Here is a 14,048-nt window from a genome sequence, read left to right as displayed (position 1 = left end):
GCCATTTTATTCGCCAATGTCAGAAAAAATATACCATTTTTGCCTGAAGGTCTTATCCTGAATGGAGTGAGGCGGCACTCGGATCCCCCGAAGCTGCCTCCGTCATTCCTGAAGGATAAAACATGGTATCTACACATATTGGCTTCCCGACCGAAACGGTAGCGGTATTTCTTGCGCTTTCGGTGGGTGCCATTTTTATCGACCTCTTTATGCACCGCAAAGACGAGCCCATCTCGCTGAAAAGTGCCGCATTGTGGTCGATATTCTGGGTTGCAGTGGCAATGCTTTTTGCCGGTTTTTTATATCTTCATCATGGCGCTGAAGTCGCCAGCCTGTTTGTCACCGGCTATGCGCTTGAGAAGGTGCTTTCCGTCGATAACCTGTTTGTGATGATGGCGATTTTTGCCTGGTTCGGCATTCCCGATCGCTACCGGCACCGCGTGCTCTACTGGGGCGTTATCGGTGCGATTGTTTTCAGAGGCGTCTTTGTGGCTATCGGCACCGGGCTGCTGTCGCTGGGGCCTTATGTTGAAATCGTGTTTGCGCTGATTGTGGCGTGGACGGCGGTGATGATGCTCAAAGGCAACGATGGAGAGGACGAAGTTGAGGACTACTCTCAGCATCTGGCTTATCGGCTGGTAAAACGCTTTTTCCCTCTCTGGCCAAAGCTTGCCGGGCGCAAATTCCTGCTAAACCAGGCTGAGGTTGACCACGAGCTGGCGAAACCAGAAAACCAGGCCATCACCGTTGGGCGAGTAAAAAAAGCCACGCTGTATGCTACCCCGCTGATGCTCTGCGTGGCGGTGGTTGAGCTGTCTGACGTGATGTTCGCTTTTGATTCTGTCCCGGCCATTATTGCCGTCAGCCGTGAACCGCTTATCGTCTACAGCGCAATGATGTTCGCCATACTTGGCTTGCGTACACTCTATTTCGTGCTGGAAGCGTTAAAACAGTATCTTGTTCACCTGGAAAAAGCGGTGGTGGTGTTGTTGTTCTTTATCGCCGCTAAGCTCGGGCTTAACGCCAGTGAACACATCTGGCATCACGGTTACAGCATCTCGGCCACCGCCAGCCTGTACGTTGTGCTGGGCGTGCTGGCCGTAGGCATCATCCTCAGCGTGATGTTCCCGGCAAAAGCGGAATCAAGCGACAGTAAGAACTAAAATGTTGAAGGACGCCTTCGGGTGAGGGCGTCCTGATGACCAGACTCAGAGATGTTTGTCGAGGCGTAATCTTTCGACAGGTGAGCGACGACGAGACCAGGTGCGATGGAAGTGGCGCCAGTGGTAATCCCTGGCTGCGGTCAGCAGTTCATAATCCCCTCTCGAATCCCCCCAGGCGCGCAAATGCAGCTGGTTGAGCGGGCCATAAACCTGTTCCAGTCGCTGAATTTTCTGATCGCAGCGGCAGTTATGACCGTTAATGCGGCCGGTTAACACGCCGTCCACGACTTCAAGCTGAGTACCGATGAGCTTCACGCCCAGGCGTTCCGCGAACGGCAGCAGCACGATGGCCGGTGATGCGGAGCACAGCGTCACTTCAGCGCCAGAACGCAGTTCAGCGGCAACCGCCATCAGTCCACGCGGGCGCATCATTTTTTCGAAGTTTTTCGCGCAATACACTTCGGCTTTCTCCTTAACCCACTGCTCATTCACGCCGGTTAAGAAGGTTGAAATCAGTATTTCTTTTAATTCATCGCGGGTCAGTTTCCGGCGCAGGCATTTGAGCGTTGGGATGACCATACGCATCATCTTGCGCGCGAAGGTTTTGCGCCCGAAGGCAAACCGCAGGAACGGGACAAAGCTATCGCTATGGGTCAGCGTACCGTCAAAATCGAAAACCGACAGGACGCCTGGCGAAGGATCATTCATAACAACCATAGATTCCCAACTTTCCTTTTTATCTGTTTGTCGCGAGGGCATCTTGCGAGCGATGGGGAAATTATAAACTTTTAAATCCCGCTACGGAAACCGCCGCGAAATGTGGTAGGGTAGCCGAATGAACAGAAATCACACCTTGCTTATGGTTAGCCGCTGGTGGCTGTCTCTTTAGAGGCGGCAGGAATTCGTTCACCCTTTTCTAATAGCCGCCGGAAGGCGGCTATTTCGTTTTAACTGTTCGCCCTCCGGCAAGATTTATCAGCCTCAGGAGGCCTTTATGAGCAGTTCACACGCTTTGCAGCAAACCATCCTTACCGGTGACCGTCCAACCGGCCAGCTTCACCTTGGGCATTACGTCGGTTCACTGCGTAAGCGCGTCCAGCTTCAGGATGAGCATCAGCAGTACATTTTGGTGGCCGACCTCCAGGGGTTAACTGACAACGGTAGCCGCCCGGAGAAAGTCGCCGAAAACATTCTGCAGGTGATGGCGGACTACCTGGCCGTCGGCATTGATCCCCAGAAAACGACCATTTGCCTGCAATCTTCTCTGCCAGCGCTGGCAGAGCTCACCATGCTGTATATGAACATCGTGACCGTTGCCCGCCTGGAAAGAAACCCGACGGTAAAAAGCGAAATTGCCCAGAAGGGTTTTGCCCGCTCTCTGCCTTCCGGTTTTCTGGTCTACCCGATAAGCCAGGCCGCGGATATTACCGCGTTTAAAGCCAGCCTGGTGCCGGTGGGGGACGATCAGCTGCCGATGATCGAGCAGGCCAATGAGATTGTGCACAAGATGAATAGCCTGACGCCGACGCCGATATTAACCCCCTGCAAAGCGTTGCTCAGCCCGGTCAGCCGTCTGCCGGGCATTGACGGTAACGCTAAAATGTCAAAATCCCTGGGCAATACGCTCACCCTTTCCGCCAGTGAACAACAGATTCAACAGGCTGTGAGCGCCATGTTTACCGACCCGGATCATCTGCGCGTGAACGATCCGGGAAAAATTGAAGGCAATGTGGTGTTTACCTGGTTGGATGCTTTCCATGAAGACAAAGAGAAAGTCGAAGCGATGAAAGAGCACTACCAGCGCGGTGGGCTGGGGGATCGTCAGTGTAAAAACGAGCTGGAGACCTGCCTGCAAAATCTGTTGGCGCCAATAAGAGAGCGGAGAAATCGCTTTATCAAAGATAAGCCTTATTTGCTTGAGGTGCTGAAAGCCGGGAGTGAAAACGCACGAGCGCTGACTCAGCAAACGGCGGATGAAGTCAAACGTGCGCTGGGATTGCCAGTGTTATTTTAACGGCAGAAGGGCGCCAGAGGCATACTCAGATGAGTGATTATGGATTACCATTATTGCGAAACTTTCGCGAACATTCACAGGGACAGCCCATCAGATGCGTTATTCAGCCGCAGCACTTCTTCCTATGCTGGTTTTACTCTCTGCCTGTAGCAGTAAGCCGAAAACCGCCGAACAGCAGCAAACCAGCGGCACGCCGTCGGGCGGTTTCCTGTTGCAGCCACAGCACGATGTCTTTATGCAAACCGGTGATTTTGCCTACAACCCGGAAGCAGAGAAGTTCATCGACAAAATGGTGAATGACCATGGTTTTGACCGTCGCCAGTTGCATGAAGTGTTGTCCCAGGCCAAACGTCTGGATTATGTGCTGCGCCTGATGGATCAGCAGGCACCGACGACCGCGCCGCCTGCCGGGCCGAACGGGGCGTGGCTACGCTACCGGGCTAAATTCATCACCCCGGATAACGTACAAAACGGCGTGAAGTTCTGGAACCAGTATGAATCTGCCCTGAACCGCGCGTACCAGGTTTATGGCGTACCGCCGGAAATCATCGTTGGGATCATCGGGGTTGAAACCCGCTGGGGCCGCGTGATGGGGAAAACGCGCATTGTGGATGCTCTCGCGACGCTCGCCTTTGCCTACCCGCGCCGCGCGCAGTACTTTGCGGGGGAACTGGAAACCTTCCTGCTGATGGCGCGCAATGAAGGGGACGATCCGCTGGCGCTGAAAGGTTCCTTCGCCGGAGCAATGGGTTACGGGCAGTTCATGCCTTCCTCATTTAAAGAGTACGCGGTGGACTTCAACGGCGACGGGCACGTGAACCTGTGGGATCCGGAAGATGCTATCGGCAGCGTGGCGAACTATTTCAAAGCGCACGGCTGGGAGAAGGGAGACATGGTTGCCGTGCCGGCCAATGGCCAGGTGCCGGGACTGGCTAACGGCTTCAACACCAAATACTCCGTGGCGGCGTTGGGGCAGTCTGGCCTGAGTCCGCAGGGCTCTTTAGGCAACCATCAGGAAGTGAGCCTGCTGCGCCTGGATATGGGTGACCGTTACCAGTACTGGTACGGGCTGCCAAACTTCTACGCGATTACCCGCTACAACCACAGCACCCATTATGCGATGGCGGTGTGGCAATTAGGGCAGGCCGTCGCGCTGGCTCGCGTTCAGTAATACGTTTTATCGCCCCCGTTTGGGGGCGATAAAGACGCCGATTAAATACCTGCCTGGTGAAAATCATGCAGGTTAATTGCTCCCAGCAGCCTGCCGTTTTCATCCACGACCGGCGCCGCGCTAATGCGTTTTTTCATCAGCATCTCTTTGGCATCTATCGCCCGGGTTTCAGCATTCAGCACCGTGCCATTCTTCGTCATGGCATCTTTGATCCCGGCTTCCAGTTTGCCACCGCCCACCAGCCAGCGGCGCAGGTCGCCATCGGTAAAGACGCCTGCAACGTGCTGCGCTTTGTCACAGACGGCAACTAACCCCAGCCCTGTGCGGCTTAGCTCCAGCATCGCATCCATGACGGAGGCGCTGTCCGCCACCTGCGGGAGCTGCTCGTGGGTGCGCATCAGATGATGAACCCGGTTTAACAAACGGGCGCCTAACGCACCGGCAGGGTGTGAACGCGCAAAGTCCTCTTCGTTAAAGCCGCGCTCCTGCATGACGGCCATGGCCAGTGCATCGCCCATCATTAATGTATTAACCGCGCTGGAGGTCGGCGCAAGGCGCATCGGGCAGGCTTCACGCTCGACCGAAATATCTACGGTGGCAAAGGCCGCTTTGGCCAGCGGCGACTCCGCTTTGCCGGTAATGGCAATCAGCTTAACGGCCTTTTCCTGCAGGCGAGGAATAATTAAGTCCAGCTCTTTTGCATGGCCGGAATAGGAGATAAACAGCAGGATGTCGCGGCTTTCGATCATCCCCAGATCGCCGTGTAACGCTTCGGCGGGGTGAACGAAGAAGGCGGGCGTGCCGGTGCTGGCAAAGGTGGCGGCAATTTTCTTCCCGATATGCCCGGACTTGCCCATGCCGGAAACAATCACTTTCCCCTGGCAGGTGAGCACGGCGTTGGCGGCGGCGACAAAATCTTCGCCAAGTCTGTCCGGCAGGCGGCTTGCTTCCTGCAATTCCAGCAGCAGGGTTTCTCGTGCGGCATTAATCATTCGCTGATTCATCTTCTTCTCCGGTGACAATCACTTTCACGCTCTTTTCACGCAGCGCGGTGAGGAATTCGTGGCTGATGCCGCTGTCGGTGTAAACCTCGTTATAGGCCGCGATCCTGGCGCTAAGAGCGCTACCAGCGACACTTATCAACAGCCAGTCAAAGCTGATTTGGGTCTCATTGTGAAATATAACGCTATCGAGATAAAAGGGTTTGGCATCCGAAAGGTGCGCTGAAATTTTTACTTTACGGGCTGGAGAGCAAAAAAGAGGTCGATTGAGGGTTTGTTTATGCCTGGGCGTAAAACAGAAATTTACAAGGGCTATTGAGTAGATTATGTTATGTTATAACGAAACAATATTGGTGCCGGTATGCCTGCTGTTGCTCCCTCTTCCTTATTCAGCCTTTCCGGGCTGCTGCGCGTGGCCCTTGTGGCAGCGCTGATCCTCATACTTTGGGGCGCCATTCACTGGGCGGTTATCCTGCCATGATCGAATTGAAGGACCTTGAGCTGGGCTATTACGGCAACGTGGTTGTGTCGGCGCTCAGCGGCCAGTTCCGGCGTGGCAGCATGACGGCGGTGATCGGGGCCAACGGCTGCGGTAAATCGACGCTGTTAAAAACCCTGGCCGGGCTACTTCCTCCCATTTCCGGCGGCGTAAAGTTTCAGGACAATATGCGCCCACGCATTGCCTGGCTGCCGCAATTAGGGGAAATGGATCGGCAATTTCCTGCCACGGTTTATGACGTAGTTTGTATGGGGAGCTGGCCGGGACGCGGGCTGTTTTCCGGCCTTCGTCGCCAGCACCGTGAACGCGTGATGGAAGCGATTGAACGCGTGGGATTAAGTGAGCATTACCTGCGGCCTATTGATGTGCTCTCAGGGGGACAGTTTCAACGCATGCTGTTTGCCCGCCTGCTGGTTCAGGACGCGCCGCTGGTGCTGCTTGATGAACCATTCACCGGCGTGGATGCACAAACCAGCGAATTTTTAATGGAACTGATGTGCCAGATGCATCGAGATGGCAAGACGCTTATTAGCGTGCTGCATAACAACGAGCTGGTACGTCGCCATTTTCCAGAAGTCTTGCTGCTCACCCCGGAGGGTTACCAGTGGGGCAGCGCCGACGAAGCCTTAGCGCAATATGCTTCCTTTCGCCCACGTCTGGTACAAACTGCATGATTTATCACCTTTTTATTGAGCCGTTTGTGGCTTACGGCTTTATGCGCCGCGCGCTGGTGGCCTGCCTGTCGCTTTCCCTGAGTACCGTTCCGCTTGGCATTTTTCTCCTTCTGCGCCGCATGAGCCTGGTGGGGGATGCGCTTTCGCACGCTATTTTGCCCGGCGTTGCCGTGGGCTATCTGGTTGCCGGTATGTCGCTGGTGGCGATGGGCATTGGTGGGTTTGTCGCTGGCGTGCTGGTGGCTTTACTTTCCGGCTGGGTTAGCGCCCGGACGCCGTTAAAAGAAGATGCCAGCTTTGCTGGATTCTACCTTGGTTCTCTGGCGCTCGGCGTGACGCTGATTTCGTTGCGCGGTTCAAGCGTTGACCTGCTGCACCTGCTGTTTGGCTCAATTCTCGCCGTGGATGGTGAAGCTATTAAGTTTGTAGGTCTCATTGCAAGCGTGACGCTGGTTGCGCTGGCACTGCTTTACCGTGGTCTGGTGCTGGAGTCGTTTGACCGCAGTTTTTTACAGGTGAACAACCGGCTGCTGCCGTCGCTTATTCACGGCACGTTTTTAGCGCTGCTGGTGCTTAACCTGGTCGCCGGTTTCCAGATCCTCGGCACATTAATGTCCGTTGGCCTGATGATGCTGCCCGCCATTGCCGCGCGCTGCTGGGCTAAGACATTGCCGGGTTCGATCGCTCTTGCCGTGGTGTGTGGCCTGATTTGCGCCTGGTTAGGGCTGGTGTGGTCTTTCTATGCCTCTTTACCGGCCGGGCCGGCCATTGTGCTTACCGCGAGCGTCGCATTCTTTATCTCAATACTTTTCGGACCGCGCAGCGTGCTTGCAGGGAGCCTGCTGCGTAGGAAATTGGCAATCATAAAGGGGGTTAAATGAAACGTTTAGGGATTGGTATTGCGCTGGCTCTGGCGCTCTCCAGCCAGATGGCTGCAGCGAAAACGCTGAATGTAGTGGCAAGTTTCACCGTGCTGGCTGATATGGCTAAACAGGTTGGCGGCGACCACGTCAAAGTCACCAGCCTGGTGGGGCCGGATGGCGACCCGCATAGCTTTGAACCATCGCCGAAAGACAGCGTCGCGCTGCGTAATGCGGATGTGGTGATTGTGAGCGGGCTCGGCATGGAAGGGTGGATGGATCGCCTGGTGACGGCGTCCGGCTACAAAGGCAAAGTTATCGTGGCTTCCCAGGGGATTAACACCCGCAGTATGGAAGAAGACGGTAAATCAATCACTGACCCACATGCGTGGAACAGTGCGGCAAATGGGGCTATCTACGCGGAAAATATCTCTGCTGCGCTGGTTGCTGCCGACCCGCAGGACGCTGCGGCGATTCGTAAAAGCGGTGATAGCTATGCAGCGCGCCTGAAGCAGCTAGACGGCTGGGCGAAAAAGCGCTTTGCGGATGTGCCGCAGGCTAAACGCAAAGTGCTGACCAGCCACGACGCGTTTGGTTACTTTGGTGAGGCTTACGGTGTCACGTTCCTGGCGCCAGTCGGCTTTTCCACTGAAGCCCAGGCCAGCGCCAGCGACGTGGCGTCTCTGATTAAACAGCTCAAAGAAGAACATATTTCCACCTATTTCATCGAGAATCAGACCGATCCGCGCCTGGTGAAGCAAATTGCCAGCGCGACCGGCGCTAAGCCAGGCGGTGAGCTTTATCCAGAGGCGCTTTCAGGCCCTGGCGGCCCGGCAAGCACCTACGAAAAGGCGTTCAAACATAACGTGAACACCATCGCCAACAGCATGAAGTAGTTTTTCTCCCGGCCAGCTTTTGCTGGCCGTTCCATTTCTGGAACCCTTCCCGAGTATCCCGATGTAATCCCCTGCAACGCCCGTAAAGTGCTATCGTGTTGGCTAATGATATGTCTACAATCGGAGCCAGCATGACAGACAGCGCATTGTTTAAGCTAAGCCAGCGGGTAGGGAATGGCCTTGGGCAGCTTGGGGCCACCGTGACTACTGCAGAATCTTGTACCGGCGGCTGGATCGCGAAAGTGATTACCGACGTTGCCGGCAGCTCAGCCTGGTTTGAGCGGGGCTTTGTGACCTACAGCAATGAAGCCAAACATCAGCTAATTGGCGTGAATGAAACCACGCTGGAGGCCTATGGCGCCGTCAGTAAAGGCGTGGTGCTTGAGATGGCTCAGGGAGCGCTTGCCGCCGCGAAAGCGGATTATGCTGTTTCTGTCAGCGGTATCGCCGGGCCGGATGGTGGCACGCCTGAAAAACCGGTCGGTACGGTGTGGTTTGGTTTTGCGGACAAGCATGGCAGAGCGCTGGCAAAAGTGCAGTGCTTTGACGGCGACCGCGATGCCGTCCGCCGCCAGGCCACGGAATTCGCCCTGCAGAGCCTGTGGGACGATTTTCTAAAAAATAAACTTGATACTGTATGACTGTACAGTATAATTGCCTCAACGAAACAGTATTGAGAACGCAGGGTTGCGAATCATCGCATCACTCAGCATGACAGGAGTAGAAATGGCTATCGACGAAAACAAACAGAAGGCGTTAGCGGCAGCACTGGGCCAGATTGAAAAGCAATTTGGTAAAGGCTCCATCATGCGCTTGGGTGAAGACCGCTCCATGGATGTGGAAACGATCTCTACCGGTTCACTTTCTCTGGATATCGCACTGGGCGCAGGCGGCCTGCCAATGGGCCGTATCGTAGAAATCTACGGGCCTGAATCTTCCGGTAAAACAACGTTGACCCTGCAGGTTATTGCGGCCGCGCAGCGCGGCGGTAAAACCTGTGCGTTCATTGATGCGGAGCACGCGCTGGATCCGGTCTATGCCAAAAAGCTGGGCGTTGATATCGATAACCTGCTGTGTTCCCAGCCGGACACCGGTGAGCAGGCGCTGGAAATCTGTGACGCGCTGGCACGTTCCGGTGCGGTTGATGTCATCATCGTTGACTCCGTTGCGGCGCTGACGCCGAAAGCGGAAATCGAAGGTGAAATCGGCGACTCTCACATGGGTCTTGCGGCACGTATGATGAGCCAGGCAATGCGTAAGCTGGCGGGTAACCTGAAGCAGTCCAACACGCTGCTGATCTTCATCAACCAGATCCGTATGAAAATTGGCGTGATGTTTGGTAACCCGGAAACCACGACCGGCGGTAACGCACTGAAATTCTATGCGTCTGTCCGTCTCGACATTCGTCGTATCGGTGCCGTGAAGGATGGCGAAAACGTCGTCGGTAGCGAAACCCGCGTGAAGGTAGTGAAAAACAAAATTGCCGCGCCATTTAAGCAGGCTGAATTCCAGATCCTCTACGGCGAAGGCATCAACTTCTACGGTGAGCTGGTTGACCTGGGCGTGAAGCACAAGCTGATTGAAAAAGCGGGTGCCTGGTACAGCTACAACGGTGAAAAAATCGGTCAGGGTAAGGCAAACGCCAGCAACTTCCTGAAAGAGAACAAGCCGATGGCAGAAGAGATTGAGAAGAAACTGCGCGAAATGCTGCTGAATAACCAGGACAGCACGCCGGACTTCACGGTAGATGACCACGACGAAGACGCGGTCGAAACCAACGAAGACTTCTAAAACAAGACAAAGGGCTGCTAACGCGGCCCTTTGTGCTTTATCTCCCTCTTATATCGATCTTTGTCACACGACTCTATGCCCGACAACACCGCTTCTCCCCGCCGTAGCCCTTTTGCCCGCCTTTTAGATAAGGCGACCCGTATTCTTGCCATGCGTGACCACAGCGAACAAGAACTTCGCCGTAAGCTGGCAACGCCTTCTGCCTTTGCGGCAAAATTTGCTAAAGAGGACGAACCTGAGGTCACTCAGGAAGACATTGATAAGGTTATTGCCTGGTGTTACGAGCACCGCTGGCTGGATGACGTGCAGTTTGCGTCACGTTTTATTGCCAGCCGCAGCCGGAAAGGGTACGGACCGCAGCGTATTCGTCAGGAACTGAAGCAAAAGGGCATAGACCGGGCTATTGGTGAGTCGGCGATGATGGCCTGTGAAATTGACTGGCAGCCGCTGGCGCGGGAACTGGCCGAACGCAAGTTTGGCTCGCCGCTGCCAACAGAGTGGCAGATGAAGGCGAAAGTGCAGCGTTTTCTTCTCTATCGTGGCTTCTTTATGGAAGACATTCAGGAGATCTGGCGAAATTTTGCTGATTAGGGCCACACTGGATTTTACTTCCCTCGCCAGAAAACTTATCTTATTCCCACTTTTTTCCAGGTAAGCTGGCCTGAGCCGTCTGCGTTACGGCTGTCATGGCAGCTTTACAACTCTTCGTTAGCTTGATTCCAGGATAATTATGAGCAAGAGCACCGCTGAGATCCGTCAGGCGTTTCTCGATTTTTTCCATAGTAAAGGTCACCAGGTTGTAGCGAGTAGCTCCCTGGTCCCGAACAACGATCCGACTTTGCTGTTTACCAATGCCGGGATGAACCAGTTCAAGGATGTTTTCCTGGGCGTCGACAAACGTAACTATTCCCGCGCCACAACGTCTCAGCGTTGCGTCCGCGCAGGCGGCAAGCACAACGATCTGGAAAACGTCGGTTACACCGCGCGTCACCATACTTTCTTCGAGATGCTGGGTAACTTCAGCTTTGGCGACTATTTCAAACACGATGCCATTAACTTTGCCTGGGAACTGCTGACTGGCGAAAACTGGTTTGCGCTGCCGAAAGAACGTCTGTGGGTGACCGTCTACGAAACCGATGACGAAGCCTATGAGATCTGGGAAAAAGACGTGGGTGTACCGCGTGAGCGCATTATTCGCATCGGCGATAACAAAGGCGCAGCCTTCGCATCCGATAACTTCTGGCAGATGGGCGATACCGGTCCTTGCGGTCCGTGTACCGAGATTTTCTACGATCACGGCGATCACATCTGGGGCGGCCCTCCGGGAAGTCCTGAAGAAGACGGCGATCGCTACATTGAGATCTGGAACATCGTGTTCATGCAGTTCAACCGTCAGATCGACGGCACGATGCTGCCGCTACCAAAACCTTCTGTCGATACCGGTATGGGTCTGGAGCGTATTGCGGCTGTGCTGCAGCACGTTAACTCCAACTACGATATCGACCTGTTCAAAAAGCTGATTCAGTCCGTTGCTGAAGTGACCGGCGCGACCGATCTGTCAAACAAATCCTTGCGCGTTATTGCGGACCACATCCGTTCATGTGCGTTCCTGATTGCCGATGGCGTAACCCCTTCTAACGAAAACCGTGGCTACGTTCTGCGCCGTATCATTCGTCGTGCCATTCGCCACGGCAACATGCTGGGTGCGAAAGACACGTTCTTCTATAAGCTGGTTGGCCCATTAGTCGAAGTCATGGGGTCTGCAGGCGAAGAGCTGGCCAAACAGCAGGCGCTGGTTGAGCAGGTTCTGAAAACTGAAGAAGAGCAGTTTGCCCGTACACTGGAGCGTGGTCTTGCACTGCTGGATGACGAACTGGCGAAGCTGAAGGGTGATACGCTGGATGGCGAAACTGCTTTCCGTCTGTATGACACTTACGGCTTCCCTGTGGATCTGACGGCAGACGTGTGCCGTGAGCGCAACATCAAAGTTGACGAAGCGGGCTTTGAAGCCGCAATGGAAGAGCAGCGTCGTCGTGCGCGTGAGTCCAGCGGGTTTGGTGCAGACTACAACAGCATGATCCGCGTGGATTCTGCTTCTGAATTTAAAGGCTATGACAGCCTCGACCTGAACGCGAAAGTGACCGCGTTGTTCGTTGACGGCAAATCCGTTGACCAGGTTACTGCCGGGCAGGATGCCGTGGTGGTGCTGAACGCGACGCCGTTCTACGGTGAGTCCGGCGGTCAGGTCGGTGATAAAGGTGCTGTGAAAGGTCATGGCGCTGACTTCGCAGTCAACGACACTCAGAAATACGGCCAGGCTATCGGCCATCTGGGCAAGCTGGTTTCCGGCGTGCTGAAAGTGGGCGACAGCGTGGAAGCGAAAGTTGATGAAGCTCGTCGCGCTCGTATTCGTCTGAATCACTCCGCAACGCACCTTCTGCATGCTGCGCTGCGCCAGGTGCTTGGTACCCACGTTGCTCAGAAAGGCTCTTTGGTAAACGACAAAGGCCTGCGCTTCGACTTCTCTCATTTTGAAGCGATGAAGCCGGCTGAAATCCGCGCCGTAGAAGATATCGTTAACGCACAGATTCGCCGTAACCTGCCTGTCGAAACCAACGTTATGGATCTGGAAGCGGCAAAAGCGAAGGGCGCAATGGCGCTGTTTGGCGAGAAATATGACGACCATGTCCGTGTTCTGAGCATGGGGGACTTCTCCACCGAGCTGTGTGGTGGTACTCACGCTTCACGTACGGGCGACATCGGTCTGTTCCGCATCGTTGCGGAATCGGGTACGGCGGCTGGCGTGCGTCGTATTGAAGCCGTGACCGGCGAAGGCGCACTGGCCAATCTCCATGCGCAAAGTGATCAACTGCACGACATCGCTCAACTGCTGAAAGGCGACAGCCAGAACCTGAACGAGAAAGTCCGTTCGGTACTGGAACGTACCCGTCAGCTGGAAAAAGAGCTGCAGCAGTTGAAAGAACAGCAGGCTTCGCAGGAGAGCGCAAACCTCTCCAGCAAAGCGGTTGAAGTAAAAGGCGTTAAATTACTGGTAAGCGAGCTGAGCAACGTCGAGCCTAAGATGTTGCGCACCATGGTCGATGACCTGAAAAATCAGCTTGGCTCCGCCGTGATTGTTCTGGCCACCGTGGCAGAAGGGAAAGTGTCTCTGATTGCTGGTGTCTCCAAAGATGTGACCGACCGTGTGAAAGCGGGGGAACTGGTGGGGATGGTTGCACAGCAAGTTGGTGGCAAAGGGGGCGGTCGTCCTGATATGGCTCAGGCGGGTGGTACAGATGCGGCGGCATTGCCGGGCGCACTGGCCGGCGTTGAGGCCTGGGTTACGGCAAAACTCTGAAAATAACTAAAAGTGTAATTGCGCCATAACTGTTCTCAGTTATGGCGTACTACCATTTACACACTATCAATAATGATAAAGTCAGGTTGAAGTTGTGTATATCGGCTAAACTTAGATATAACAGAGTGTAATGCTATGACAGAGTGCGTCTTATCTATTTGTCATTCGTTACGATTTCGCGTTATATGATGGATAATGCCGGGATACAGAGACCCGACTCTTTTAATCTTTCAAGGAGCAAAGAATGTTAATTCTGACTCGTCGAGTTGGTGAGACCCTTATGATTGGGGATGAGGTGACCGTGACTGTGCTTGGAGTAAAGGGCAACCAGGTCCGTATCGGTGTTAACGCCCCGAAGGAAGTCTCTGTACACCGCGAAGAAATCTACCAACGTATCCAGGCTGAAAAATCCCAGCAAACGAATTTCTAAAAATATCGCGCCTCGCTAATCTACAGCGAGGCGCATCTCTCTTCTTCCAGCTTTTCCCTTTCTCTCCCGTTAACACCATTTTGCTTCGCTTATCCGTGTGCTGTTTCTGCGCGCTTATTGCCGTTTGCCTGTTGATAAAACACTCTTTTTGCCTCCAAATTACGCTAATCGAGCGTGATTTGTGCAATCGA

The 14,048-nt window shown here is 54.4% G+C and carries 14 protein-coding genes; 11 read left to right on the top strand and 3 right to left on the bottom strand.

The features are described 5' to 3' along the window. The first annotated feature begins 122 nt into the window (after nt 1-122). Nucleotides 123-1,163, top strand: coding sequence for a TerC/Alx family metal homeostasis membrane protein (locus B9Y90_RS09465; protein ID WP_085541073.1), 1,041 nt, complete (start codon nt 123-125; stop codon nt 1,161-1,163). A gap of 45 nt (nt 1,164-1,208) precedes the next feature. Here B9Y90_RS09465 and B9Y90_RS09460 read toward each other — a convergent pair whose 3' ends face one another. Beyond that, nucleotides 1,209-1,880 (bottom strand): HAD-IB family hydrolase, encoded by a 672-nt coding sequence (locus B9Y90_RS09460; protein ID WP_139827376.1) that lies wholly within the window; start codon nt 1,878-1,880, stop codon nt 1,209-1,211. 277 nt (nt 1,881-2,157) lie between these two features. Between B9Y90_RS09460 and trpS the strand changes: the two genes are divergently transcribed. After that, nucleotides 2,158-3,177: a tryptophan--tRNA ligase gene (gene trpS, locus B9Y90_RS09455; RefSeq protein ID WP_085541072.1), complete on the top strand. Its 1,020-nt coding sequence runs from the start codon at nt 2,158-2,160 to the stop codon at nt 3,175-3,177. 94 nt (nt 3,178-3,271) lie between these two features. After that, nucleotides 3,272-4,348 carry a lytic murein transglycosylase B gene (gene mltB / locus B9Y90_RS09450; RefSeq protein ID WP_085541071.1) on the top strand — a complete coding sequence of 359 codons (1,077 nt, stop codon included), beginning with the start codon at nt 3,272-3,274 and terminating at the stop codon, nt 4,346-4,348. 41 nt (nt 4,349-4,389) lie between these two features. On the opposite strand, the gene gutQ is transcribed toward mltB, so the two are convergent. Together gutQ and B9Y90_RS26905 are read right to left on the bottom strand one after the other, a co-directional pair. After that, on the bottom strand, nt 4,390-5,352 hold the full coding sequence (gene gutQ, locus B9Y90_RS09445; protein WP_085541070.1) for an arabinose-5-phosphate isomerase GutQ: 963 nt from the start codon (nt 5,350-5,352) through the stop codon (nt 4,390-4,392). After that, nucleotides 5,333-5,491 carry a hypothetical protein gene (locus B9Y90_RS26905; protein WP_176227857.1) on the bottom strand — a complete coding sequence of 53 codons (159 nt, stop codon included), beginning with the start codon at nt 5,489-5,491 and terminating at the stop codon, nt 5,333-5,335. Before B9Y90_RS26905 ends, gutQ begins: the two co-directional genes overlap by 20 nt. A gap of 335 nt (nt 5,492-5,826) precedes the next feature. Between B9Y90_RS26905 and B9Y90_RS09435 the strand changes: the two genes are divergently transcribed. The 8 genes from B9Y90_RS09435 (at nt 5,827) to csrA (ending at nt 13,857) form a co-directional block, all read left to right on the top strand. After that, a complete protein-coding gene (locus B9Y90_RS09435; protein WP_085541069.1) occupies nt 5,827-6,522 on the top strand; it encodes a metal ABC transporter ATP-binding protein in 696 nt (231 codons plus the stop codon). Further along, complete coding sequence (locus B9Y90_RS09430; protein WP_039287077.1) at nt 6,519-7,403, top strand: metal ABC transporter permease; 885 nt, start codon at nt 6,519-6,521, stop codon at nt 7,401-7,403. Before B9Y90_RS09435 ends, B9Y90_RS09430 begins: the two co-directional genes overlap by 4 nt. Continuing rightward, nucleotides 7,400-8,278, top strand: coding sequence for a metal ABC transporter substrate-binding protein (locus B9Y90_RS09425; protein ID WP_085541068.1), 879 nt, complete (start codon nt 7,400-7,402; stop codon nt 8,276-8,278). The genes B9Y90_RS09430 and B9Y90_RS09425 overlap by 4 nt, the downstream gene beginning before the upstream one ends. 131 nt (nt 8,279-8,409) lie before the next feature. Beyond that, nucleotides 8,410-8,919, top strand: a complete 510-nt coding sequence (gene pncC / locus B9Y90_RS09420) for a nicotinamide-nucleotide amidase (RefSeq protein ID WP_039287073.1) — start codon at nt 8,410-8,412, stop codon at nt 8,917-8,919. A gap of 85 nt (nt 8,920-9,004) precedes the next feature. Further along, entirely contained in the window at nt 9,005-10,069 is a 1,065-nt protein-coding gene (recA, locus tag B9Y90_RS09415; RefSeq protein WP_039287071.1) for a recombinase RecA, read from the top strand. A gap of 75 nt (nt 10,070-10,144) precedes the next feature. After that, nucleotides 10,145-10,660 (top strand): regulatory protein RecX, encoded by a 516-nt coding sequence (locus B9Y90_RS09410; RefSeq protein WP_085541067.1) that lies wholly within the window; start codon nt 10,145-10,147, stop codon nt 10,658-10,660. Nucleotides 10,661-10,799: 139 nt separating this feature from the next. After that, a complete protein-coding gene (alaS, locus tag B9Y90_RS09405; RefSeq protein WP_085541066.1) occupies nt 10,800-13,427 on the top strand; it encodes an alanine--tRNA ligase in 2,628 nt (875 codons plus the stop codon). 244 nt (nt 13,428-13,671) lie between these two features. After that, nucleotides 13,672-13,857 carry a carbon storage regulator CsrA gene (gene csrA, locus B9Y90_RS09400; RefSeq protein ID WP_008458257.1) on the top strand — a complete coding sequence of 62 codons (186 nt, stop codon included), beginning with the start codon at nt 13,672-13,674 and terminating at the stop codon, nt 13,855-13,857. Nucleotides 13,858-14,048: the final 191 nt, after the last annotated feature.

It is taken from the genome of Cedecea sp. NFIX57, from assembly GCF_900177785.1.
Taxonomy (GTDB): Bacteria; Pseudomonadota; Gammaproteobacteria; order Enterobacterales; family Enterobacteriaceae; genus Cedecea; species Cedecea neteri_C.
This window is presented reverse-complemented; position numbering and strand designations above follow the sequence as displayed.

Bases quoted from the DNA above. Each gene is read 5' to 3' on its own strand.
- B9Y90_RS09430 (WP_039287077.1), top strand. From the start codon at position 6,519: ATGATTTATCACCTTTTTATTGAGCCGTTTGTGGCTTACGGCTTTATG.
- B9Y90_RS09410 (WP_085541067.1), top strand. From the start codon at position 10,145: ATGCCCGACAACACCGCTTCTCCCCGCCGTAGCCCTTTTGCCCGCCTT.
- recA (WP_039287071.1), top strand. From the start codon at position 9,005: ATGGCTATCGACGAAAACAAACAGAAGGCGTTAGCGGCAGCACTGGGC.
- B9Y90_RS09425 (WP_085541068.1), top strand. From the start codon at position 7,400: ATGAAACGTTTAGGGATTGGTATTGCGCTGGCTCTGGCGCTCTCCAGC.
- csrA (WP_008458257.1), top strand. From the start codon at position 13,672: ATGTTAATTCTGACTCGTCGAGTTGGTGAGACCCTTATGATTGGGGAT.
- gutQ (WP_085541070.1), bottom strand. From the start codon at position 5,352: ATGAATCAGCGAATGATTAATGCCGCACGAGAAACCCTGCTGCTGGAA.
- B9Y90_RS09460 (WP_139827376.1), bottom strand. From the start codon at position 1,880: ATGGTTGTTATGAATGATCCTTCGCCAGGCGTCCTGTCGGTTTTCGAT.
- alaS (WP_085541066.1), top strand. From the start codon at position 10,800: ATGAGCAAGAGCACCGCTGAGATCCGTCAGGCGTTTCTCGATTTTTTC.
- B9Y90_RS09435 (WP_085541069.1), top strand. From the start codon at position 5,827: ATGATCGAATTGAAGGACCTTGAGCTGGGCTATTACGGCAACGTGGTT.
- pncC (WP_039287073.1), top strand. From the start codon at position 8,410: ATGACAGACAGCGCATTGTTTAAGCTAAGCCAGCGGGTAGGGAATGGC.
- B9Y90_RS09465 (WP_085541073.1), top strand. From the start codon at position 123: ATGGTATCTACACATATTGGCTTCCCGACCGAAACGGTAGCGGTATTT.
- trpS (WP_085541072.1), top strand. From the start codon at position 2,158: ATGAGCAGTTCACACGCTTTGCAGCAAACCATCCTTACCGGTGACCGT.
- mltB (WP_085541071.1), top strand. From the start codon at position 3,272: ATGCGTTATTCAGCCGCAGCACTTCTTCCTATGCTGGTTTTACTCTCT.